The organism is Streptomyces thermovulgaris (assembly GCF_002155915.1).
Lineage (GTDB): Bacteria > Actinomycetota > Actinomycetes > Streptomycetales > Streptomycetaceae > Streptomyces > Streptomyces thermovulgaris.
This window is the reverse complement of record NZ_MUME01000065.1, coordinates 1-8,846: the sequence shown is the minus strand read 5'-3', so window position 1 is coordinate 8,846 and position 8,846 is coordinate 1. Positions and strand designations below refer to the sequence as shown.

Here is an 8,846-nt window from a genome sequence, read left to right as displayed (position 1 = left end):
CACCCGCGGGGATGGTCCCCGTCGTCCGTGCCGTCCACCGAGTGCCACTTGCTGCTCCCCGCACCCGCGGGGATGGTCCGCCCATACTCGCCGTGATCATCTGTGTCGGGTTCTGCTCCCCGCACCCGCGGGGATGGTCCCGTCCCGGCTCCCGGTCCACGTCTGATCGATGACTGCTCCCCGCACCCGCGGGGATGGTCCCGACCCCCGCCTGCGCGGGCACGAGACGACCTACTGCTCCCCGCACCCGCGGGGATGGTCCCCCATCCACTCACCAACCAGGAGGAATCATGGGCTGCTCCCCGCACCCGCGGGGATGGTCCCACGTCCTCCCAGGTGCCGTAGCTGTCGGCGATCTGCTCCCCGCACCCGCGGGGATGGTCCCGTGCCCGGCTCCCCGCACGGGGCGGCCATGTCCTGCTCCCCGCACCCGCGGGGATGGTCCCTCCCGCGCCACCGCCCTGAAAACCGCGGGCGGCTGCTCCCCGCACCCGCGGGGATGGTCCCGAGGCGGTGAACCTCGAGCTGACCGGCTCGACCTGCTCCCCGCACCCGCGGGGATGGTCCCTTCCCGACTCCCGATCTTGTCTCCGCCGCTGCCTGCTCCCCGCACCCGCGGGGATGGTCCCCACCCGGTGGTCAACGACATGGTCACGGAGCTCTGCCCCGCACCCGCGGGGATGGCTCTGAAGCCAACAGCACCAAAAGCACGGCGAAATGGCGGCAAAGTACGGAAGCAGCATGAACGTCAGGAGCAGCCGTACCCGGTACCGTCCCAGCCGCTGCGCGGCGGATGAGGCCGCCCGGCTACACGCCCCGCCAGAGGTTGGCGAATGCCGCGTCCTCGATGGCGCGGCGCTGGCGTACCGCCTCCAGTTCCATCACCGCGTCGTGGACGGCGGCGAGGACGGTGAGGGTCGCGTCGTCGGTGATGCCCGGTTCCGTGGTGGCCGGTTCGTCGAGGATGCCGACGGCCGCCGCCAGGGTGAGGAGCACCGGTTCGTCGGCCGCCCAGCGGCAGGCGGCGCGGCGTCGGGCCGGGGTGTCGGCGAGGACCGGGCGGCCGCCGCGGACGGGCAGCCAGCGGCCGCGTTCCCAGGTGAGCCGGCCCTCCTGTTCCAGGGCGGTCAGGTAGGCCGAGGTCAGGCCGTTGCCGCGTCGCCAGAGCCAGTCCTGGAGGGTTTCGTACGGCACCTGCCGTCTGAGGGAGGCGGCGGCCTCGTGCAGCAGGCGGTCGTCGGGTTCCGGCTGCGGCCGCGGCACGATGCGGTCGCCGTCCAGGGTCAGGGTCCCGGCCCGCAGCAGGTCGTAGGTCTCGGCGCCGGCCAGGGCCAGGGAGAGGTCCCCGCGTTCCAGCGGGCGGCTCGGCTTCACGTCCAGGGCCACGATCACCAGGTCACGCGCTGTGCTCATGATGATGCTCCTCGCCGAGGACGCGCCCGCCTGCCGACGCCCGTGTGTGCGTGTACGGGCCGACTGTAGCGCGGCCGGCTGGCGGGGCGCCGGGTGTGTCACCCGTACAGCGCCGGGCGTTCCGCCAGGTCCACCTCCACCCGGCCGCCCTCCGTCAGGGACCGGACGCCCGCTTCGCAGACGGCGGCGGCCACATAGCCGTCCCAGGCGGTGGGGCCGGTGGTCTCGCCGCGGCGGGTGGCGTCGACCCAGGCCTGGACCTCGCGGTCGTAGGCGGCGGCGAAGCGTTCGAGGTAGTCCTGGTGGATGGTGCCGCCCCAGCGGCCGGCCATGTGGGTGACCATGGCGTGGCCGTCGCCGACGCGGGCCGTGCCCCGTTCGCAGACGGCCTCGGCCTGGACCTGGTAGCCGAAGCCGCAGTTGACGAAGATCTCCACGTCGGCGAGGGCGCCGTCGGCGGTTTCGAGGATCACGAACTGCGGGTCCTGGAGGCCGTCCGGGGCGTGGGCGGACGGGGTGGGGCGCAGGACCGTCACCGCTGTGATCTCCTGGCCGAGCAGCCAGCGGGTGATGTCCGCCTCGTGGGCGACCGAGTCCCTGATCAGCATGTCGCTGGTCCAGCCGGAGGGGCTGGCCGCATTGCGGTGACGGTGGTGCAGCAGCAGAGGGCGGCCCAGTCGGCCGGTCCGCAGCAGCCGGTGGAGTTCGATGTACTCGGTGTCGTAGCGCCGCATGAAGCCCACCTGGATGCGCCGCCGGCCCAGCCTCTGCTCGGCCTGAAGCACACGCAGGGCGGAGGCGGTGTCCGGGGTGAGCGGTTTCTCGCACAGGACGGGCAGGTCGTGGTCGAGGGCCGCCAGCAGCGCCGCCTCGTGGGCGGCGCCCGGTGAGGCGATGAGCACCGCGTCGACGTCGGCCGCCGCCATCGCCGCGGCCGGGTCGGTGTGGGCGGGGCAGCCCCCGACGCGGGCCGCGACGGCCTCGGCGCGTGCCGCGTCGACGTCGACGACGGCGCTCACCCGGGCTCCGCTGATGACCTCGTGGATGCGGCGCGCGTGGTCGGCGCCCATCCGGCCGGCGCCGATGACGGCGACGTTCAGGGGTGGTGACGTCGAGGGCGCCGGCGGCGTCGGTGGTGCCGGTGGTGTCGGTGGCGTCGGGGGCGTCGACGACCGGGCCATGGAGGGTCCCCCTCGGGTGGTCAGGCTCCGCAGGACCTGAGGAACTTGCGGGTGCGCACCGCGATGGGCAGCGGCTTGTCCGGGTCGCACGGGTACATGTCCTGCTCGACGATCGCGAACAGGTCCACGCCGAGGTTCTGTGCGGCCTGCAGGACGGGTTCCAGGGCCGGTACGCCGCCGGGCGGCTCGCACATCACGCCGCGCCGGACCGCCGGTCCGAAGGGCAGTTCGTTCGCCACCACCTCGGCGAGGATGTCCGGGTCGACCTGCTTGAGGTGCAGGTAGCCGATGCGTTCGCCGTAGGTCTCGATCAGCTTGACGCTGTCGCCGCCGCAGTAGGCGTAGTGCCCGGTGTCCAGGCACAGGTTGACCAGGTCGGAGTCGGTGGAGTCCAGGAAGCGTTCGACGTTGGCCTCGGTGTCGATGTGGGTGTCGGCGTGCGGGTGCACGACGATGTCGAGGCCGTACGTCTCCTTGACCTGGCGTCCGAGCCGTTCCATGCCCCGGGCCAGGTGGCCCCACTGCTCGGCGGTCAGCTCCGGCGGCTCCAGGATCTCGGCGGTCTTGTCGTCCCGCCAGAAGGAGGGGATGACCACGAGGTGCCTGGCGCCCATGGCCTGGGTGAGGGAGGCCACCTGGCTGACGTGCTCCCAGGTGGACTCCCACACCGCCGGGCCGCGGTGCAGGCCGGTGAAGACCGTGCCCGCCGAGACCTTGAGGCTGCGCCGGTCCAGCTCGTCGGTGAGCCGGACCGGGTCGGTCGGCAGATAGCCGTAGGGGCCGAGCTCGATCCAGGAGTAGCCGGCCTCGGCGACCTCGTCGAGGAAGCGCTGCCAGGGCACCTGCTGGGGGTCGTCGGCGAACCAGACGCCCCAGGAGTCGGGGGCGGAACCGACCCGGATGCGGTCCAGCACAGGGGTCATGTCAGGACTTCCCTTCCGAAGGCGCCGCCGCGGGCGCGGCGGACGCTGTGAGGTCTTCCGCGTCGGGGAGTTCCTCGACGTCGACGCCTCGGACCTGCGAGAGTTCGTGCTTGAGGGCGGCGAGTTCGGCGCCGCCGGCCATGTGGTTGGTCAGCTCCTCGAGGGTGACCTCGTCGCGTGCGGCGGAGAGCTCGAGGGTGCCCAGGCGCAGCACGCTGAAGTGGTCGCCGACCATGTAGGCGTGGTGGGGGTTGTGGGTGATGAAGATGACGCCGAGGCCGCGGTCGCGGGCGGCGGCGATGTACTTGAGGACGACCCCGGACTGCTTGACGCCGAGGGCGGCGGTGGGCTCGTCCAGGATGAGGACGCGGGCGCCGAAGTAGACGGCGCGGGCGATGGCCACGCACTGGCGCTGGCCGCCGGAGAGGGTGCCGATGGGCTGTTCCAGGTCGTCCAGGACGATGCCCATGTTGCGCAGTTCCTCGTCCGCGGTCCTCTTCATGCGGGCGATGTCGAGGCGCCGGAAGGGCCAGGGGCCCTTGGTCATCTCGGAGCCGAGGAAGAAGTTGCGCCACACCGGCATGAGCGGGACGGTGGCGAGGTCCTGGTAGACGGTGGCGATGCCCCGGTCGAGGGCTTCGCGGGGGGTGGTGAAGCGGACCGGTTCGCCGTCGACGAGGAACTCGCCCTCGGTGTGCTGGTGCAGCCCGGAGATGATTTTGATGAGGGTGGACTTGCCGGCGCCGTTGTCGCCGAGGACGCAGGTGACCTTGCCGGGGTGGACGGCGAGGTCGACACCGTGCAGGGCGCGGATGTTGCCGTAGGACTTGCCGGCGCCGCGGAGTTCGACGACGGGCCGGTCCGCCGTGGGCGGGGTGTCCTTCGGGGCGTCCTTCGCGTCCTTCGGGGCGGCGCCGCGGGCTGCGGTGTTGTCGGTGGTCATGGCGGTCACCTCCGGGTCGCCGTGCGGTGGACCCACAGATTGATGAGGACGGCGCCGAGCAGCATCACGCCGAGGAAGGTCTTGAACCAGTCGGGGTTCCAGCCGGCGTAGACGATGCCCTGCTGCACCATGCCGAACATGAAGGCGCCGAAGACCGGGCCGATGGCGGAGCCGTAGCCGCCGGTGAGCAGGCAGCCGCCGATGACGGCCGCGGCGATGTAGATGAGCTCCTGGCCGACGCCCTCGCCGGACTGCACGGCGTTGAAGGAGAACAGCTGGTGCATGCCGACGAACCAGGCGCCGAAACCGACCAGCATGAACAGGCTGATCTTGGTGAAGGTGACGGGGACGCCGACCGCGCGGGCGGAGTCCTTGTTGCCGCCCACCGCGAAGATCCAGTTGCCGTACTTGGTGCGCAGCAGCACCCAGGTGGCGAGGGCCGCGAAGAACAGCCACCACACGACAGTGATCTTCACCTGGATCCCGCCGATCTCGAAGGAGGAGGCGAAGATCGCCTTGGCCTGGTCGAAGCCGTCCATGTCGCTGATGTCGTCGGTGGCGACGTTGTGGGTGACCAGCCGGGTGACGGCGAGATTCGTGCCCTGGAGGATCAGGAAGGTGCCCAGGGTGACGAGGAAGCTCGGCAGTCCGGTCCGCACCAGCATCCAGCCGTTGAACAGGCCGACCGCGAGCGACACGACCAGGGCGACGACCACGCCGACCCAGACGTTCAGCGTCAGCTGGTAGCTGAGCATGCTGGCGGTGAGCGCCGAGGTGATCACGGCGACGCCGGACGACAGGTCGAACTCGCCGCCGATCATCAGCAGGGCCACCGGGAGCGCCATGATCCCGATGGTCGAGGACTGGTACAGGATGTTCGCCATCGAGCTGCCGTCACGCACCGGCGGTGCCATGACGAGGAAGAAGACGAACACGGCGACGGCGCCGAGGAAGACCCCCACCTCCGGGCGGGCGAGCAGCCGCAGCACCAGCGGACGCCGTATGGTGCGGCCGTCGGTCTGCCGGGAGCCGGGGGCCGGCGGTGTGGCCACCGCCGGCGCGGCCTGCTGGGTCATGTCGATCACCGAGTACCCTTCTCGGCGAATTCGGCGATCCTGTCGACGTTGGACTTGTCGACGAAAGCGGGGCCGGTCAGCACCGGCTGCTCGCCGCCGCCGCTGTAGTTGCCGTTGTTCTTGTAGAGCCACAGGGCGTCGACCGCGAGGTAGCCCTGCAGGTAGGGCTGCTGGTCGACGGCGAACTCGATGTCGCCCTTCTTGATGGCGCCGGTCAGCTCCTTGTTGAGGTCGAAGGTGGCGACCTTCGCCTTGCTGCCGGCGTCGCCCACCGACTGCACCGCGGTCATGGCGATGGGGGCACCGAGGGTGGCCACGTAGTCGATGCTCTTGTCCTGCTTGAGCTTGGCGGTGATGGTCGACTTCACCGACGGCATGTCGGCGCCGTTGACGTACAGGATCTGGGTGGAGCCCTTGAACGTCTTCTTCAGGCCGCTGCAGCGCTGGTCCAGGCCGACGTTGCCCTGCTCGTGGATCACGCAGACGGTCTTCTTGGCGCCGACCTCGTTGAGCTTCTTGCCGAAGGCCTCGCCCGAGACGGACTCGTCCTGGCCGAAGAACGACATCAGGCCGAGCTTCTGCCACTCGCCCATGCCGGAGTTGAGGCCGACCACGGGTATGCCGCTGCTCTCGGCCTTGGCCAGGACGCTCTTCATCGCGTCCGGCTTGGCGAGGGTGACGGCGATGCCGTCGACCTTCTGGTCGATGGCGTTCTGCACCAGGTTGGCCTGGTTTCCGGCGTTGGGGTCGGCGGTGTAGACGAGCTTGACGTTGTCCTTGGCGGCGGCGGCCTCCGCGCCCTTGCGGACGATGTCCCAGAAGGTGTCACCGGGGGCCTGGTGCGTGATCAGCGCGACCGTCATCCGGGGCGTGGTGGCCTTGCCGGCCGAGGCGGCGTTCCCGCCCTCCTCCGCCTTCTTCCCGCCCGAGCTGCTGGAGCAGCCGGCGAGGGTCAGGGCCGCTGCCGCGGCCATGGCCACGACGGAGGCGAGTCTGCGGGAGCGAGAAGAGCGGTCCATCTGTCCTGCACCTCACTGTGGTACGGGGGGAAAGGAAAGGAATCGGGACGATCCGGCGGTCCGGAGCCGCTGGGGGACAGTTCCGGGCCATGTGCCGCGTGCGCGGCCATCGCGTTGGGACCGGATCCAATCCGGTGACGCGCCTGCTGTCAATGCTTTGTTAAGACATCATTTCACGAGCTAGTCCGAATGTAAGTACAAACTATTGACAGTGCGGCCCCGGAGCCCTACATCTGGGAAACGGCAGGTCCCCGGACCCGCGTCTCCATTGTCGCGGGCTCGTCCGAGAGCCATGCCCCCGCCCAGCTCAAGGAGCTTTGCACATGGACGAGTCAGCCCAGCCTTTCGATTTGATCACGATGGGACGCATCGGCGTCGATCTCTATCCCCTGCAGTCCGGTGTGCCCCTGGCCCAGGTGGAGACTTTCGGCAAGTTCCTGGGCGGTTCGGCCGCCAACGTGGCCGTCGCCGCGGCCCGGCTCGGCCGCTCCTCCGCAGTGATCACCCGCACCGGCGACGATCCCTTCGGCGTCTATCTGCACAAGGCGCTGAAGGAATTCGGTGTCGACGACCGCTGGGTCGCACCGGTCGCGCAGTACCCGACCCCGGTGACCTTCTGCGAGATTTTTCCGCCGGACGATTTCCCTCTCTACTTCTACCGCCGGCCCAAGGCGCCGGACCTGGAGATCCGCACCGACGAGCTGGACCTCTCCGCCATCCGGGCCGCCCGGATCTTCTGGATCACCGGCACCGGTCTGAGCGAGGAGCCCAGCCGCTCCGCCACGCTGGCCGCCCTCATGGCGCGCGACAAGGCGGGCATCACGGTGTTCGACCTCGACTGGCGGCCGATGTTCTGGCGTGATCCCGACCATGCCCGCCCGTACTACGCCGAGGCGCTGCGGCACGTCACCGTGGCCGTCGGCAACGTCGACGAGTGCGAGATCGCCACCGGTGTGCGCGAGCCCGAGGCCTGCGCCGAGGCACTGCTGGAGGCCGGTGTGGAGCTGGCCGTCGTCAAGCAGGGCCCCAAGGGCGTCCTCGCGGTGCGCCGGGACGGCACCCGCGCCGAGGTCCCGCCGGTGCCCGTCGAGGTCGTCAACGGCCTCGGCGCCGGCGACGCCTTCGGCGGTTCGCTGTGCCACGGACTGCTGGCCGGCTGGGACCTGACGAGGACCATGCGGTACGCCAATGCGGCCGGCGCCCTTGTCGCCTCCCGTCTCGCCTGCTCCTCCGCGATGCCCACCGAGGCGGAGATCGACGACCTCCTCGCGCGAGCCACCCCCTGAACGGAGCTACCTGGTGACCTTCAGCATCCCCGACCTGACCGCGGTCCGGGCCCGGCATCCCGAGGCCGTCGCCGAGGCGGCCGCACGCCGCACGCGTCGCCCGCTGATCGGCGACAGCGGCCGGCTGATGATCGTGGCCGCCGACCACCCCGCACGCGGGGCGCTCGGCGTCGGCGACCGCAGACTCGCCATGGCCAACCGCGCCGACCTGCTCGAGCGCCTGTGCATCGCGCTGTCACGGCCCGGCGTCGACGGGGTGCTCGCCACCGCCGACATCCTGGAGGACCTGCTGCTCCTCGGGGTGCTCGACGGCAAGGTCGTCATGGGCTCGATGAACCGCGGCGGTCTGGCGGGCGCGTCCTTCGAGATGGACGACCGCTTCACCGGTCACCGGGCCCGTGACATCGCCCGGCTCCGCTTCGACGCGGGCAAGCTGCTGCTGCGCATCGACTACGACGACCCGGGGTCGCTGGACACCATGGAGTCCGCCGCGCGGGCCATCGACGAGATGGCCGAGCTGCGTCTGCCGGTGTTCGTCGAGCCGTTCGTCTCCCGCCGCATCGACGGCAGGGTCACCAACGACCTGTCCGCCGAGGCCGTCACCCGCTCCATCGCCATCGCCTCGGGCCTGGGCGGCACCTCCGCCTACACCTGGCTGAAGCTTCCCGTCACCGAGAACCCGGACGACATGGCCGAGGTGCTGCAGACCTCCACCCTGCCGGTCGTCCTGCTCGGCGGCGAGGTCGGCCGCGACCAGGAGGGCGCCTACGAGCGCTGGCGCAAGGCCCTCCGGCTCCCCACCGTCCAGGGCCTGGTCGTCGGCCGGTCGCTGCTGTACCCGGCCGAGGGCAGTGTGGAGACCGCGGTGGACACCGCCGTGAGCCTGCTGTGACCCCGTGCGCCGCGCCGTCCGACAGCACCGTGCCCGGGCACGCCGCACCCGGGCGCCCCGTACCGGAACGCCCCGTGCCCGCCGTGACAAGGAGGATCCCGTGACCAGCCCCT

Annotated in this window: 8 protein-coding genes and 1 CRISPR repeat array; of the genes, 2 read left to right on the top strand and 6 right to left on the bottom strand. The window is 70.8% G+C overall.

The window, feature by feature from the left end:
* Nucleotides 1–51 precede the first annotated feature (51 nt).
* A CRISPR array of direct repeats spans nt 52–629; the repeat unit is 29 nt; unit sequence CTGCTCCCCGCACCCGCGGGGATGGTCCC.
* 178 nt (nt 630–807) lie between these two features.
* The 6 genes from CCN35_RS06805 to CCN35_RS06780 form a co-directional block, all read right to left on the bottom strand.
* On the bottom strand, nt 808–1,413 hold the full coding sequence (locus CCN35_RS06805; RefSeq protein ID WP_067394093.1) for a GOLPH3/VPS74 family protein: 606 nt from the start codon (nt 1,411–1,413) through the stop codon (nt 808–810).
* Nucleotides 1,414–1,511: 98 nt separating this feature from the next.
* Nucleotides 1,512–2,513 carry a Gfo/Idh/MocA family protein gene (locus CCN35_RS06800; protein WP_268877199.1) on the bottom strand — a complete coding sequence of 334 codons (1,002 nt, stop codon included), beginning with the start codon at nt 2,511–2,513 and terminating at the stop codon, nt 1,512–1,514.
* Nucleotides 2,514–2,614: 101 nt separating this feature from the next.
* Nucleotides 2,615–3,517 carry a sugar phosphate isomerase/epimerase family protein gene (locus tag CCN35_RS06795; protein WP_086791843.1) on the bottom strand — a complete coding sequence of 301 codons (903 nt, stop codon included), beginning with the start codon at nt 3,515–3,517 and terminating at the stop codon, nt 2,615–2,617.
* A gap of 1 nt (nt 3,518) precedes the next feature.
* On the bottom strand, nt 3,519–4,460 hold the full coding sequence (locus CCN35_RS06790) for an ATP-binding cassette domain-containing protein (RefSeq protein WP_067394290.1): 942 nt from the start codon (nt 4,458–4,460) through the stop codon (nt 3,519–3,521).
* A gap of 5 nt (nt 4,461–4,465) precedes the next feature.
* A complete protein-coding gene (locus tag CCN35_RS06785; RefSeq protein WP_169721338.1) occupies nt 4,466–5,542 on the bottom strand; it encodes an ABC transporter permease in 1,077 nt (358 codons plus the stop codon).
* Nucleotides 5,542–6,555, bottom strand: a complete 1,014-nt coding sequence (locus CCN35_RS06780) for a sugar ABC transporter substrate-binding protein (RefSeq protein ID WP_086791837.1) — start codon at nt 6,553–6,555, stop codon at nt 5,542–5,544. Before CCN35_RS06780 ends, CCN35_RS06785 begins: the two co-directional genes overlap by 1 nt.
* A 323-nt stretch (nt 6,556–6,878) precedes the next feature.
* Between CCN35_RS06780 and iolC the strand changes: the two genes are divergently transcribed.
* Both iolC and CCN35_RS06770 read left to right on the top strand, forming a co-directional pair.
* Nucleotides 6,879–7,841, top strand: a complete 963-nt coding sequence (gene iolC, locus CCN35_RS06775; RefSeq protein ID WP_086791835.1) for a 5-dehydro-2-deoxygluconokinase — start codon at nt 6,879–6,881, stop codon at nt 7,839–7,841.
* Between the two features lie 13 nt (nt 7,842–7,854).
* The gene (locus tag CCN35_RS06770; RefSeq protein ID WP_086791833.1) at nt 7,855–8,733 is read left to right on the top strand and encodes a Cgl0159 family (beta/alpha)8-fold protein; all 879 of its coding nucleotides are present in this window, start codon (nt 7,855–7,857) and stop codon (nt 8,731–8,733) included.
* The last annotated feature ends 113 nt before the right edge of the window (nt 8,734–8,846 follow it).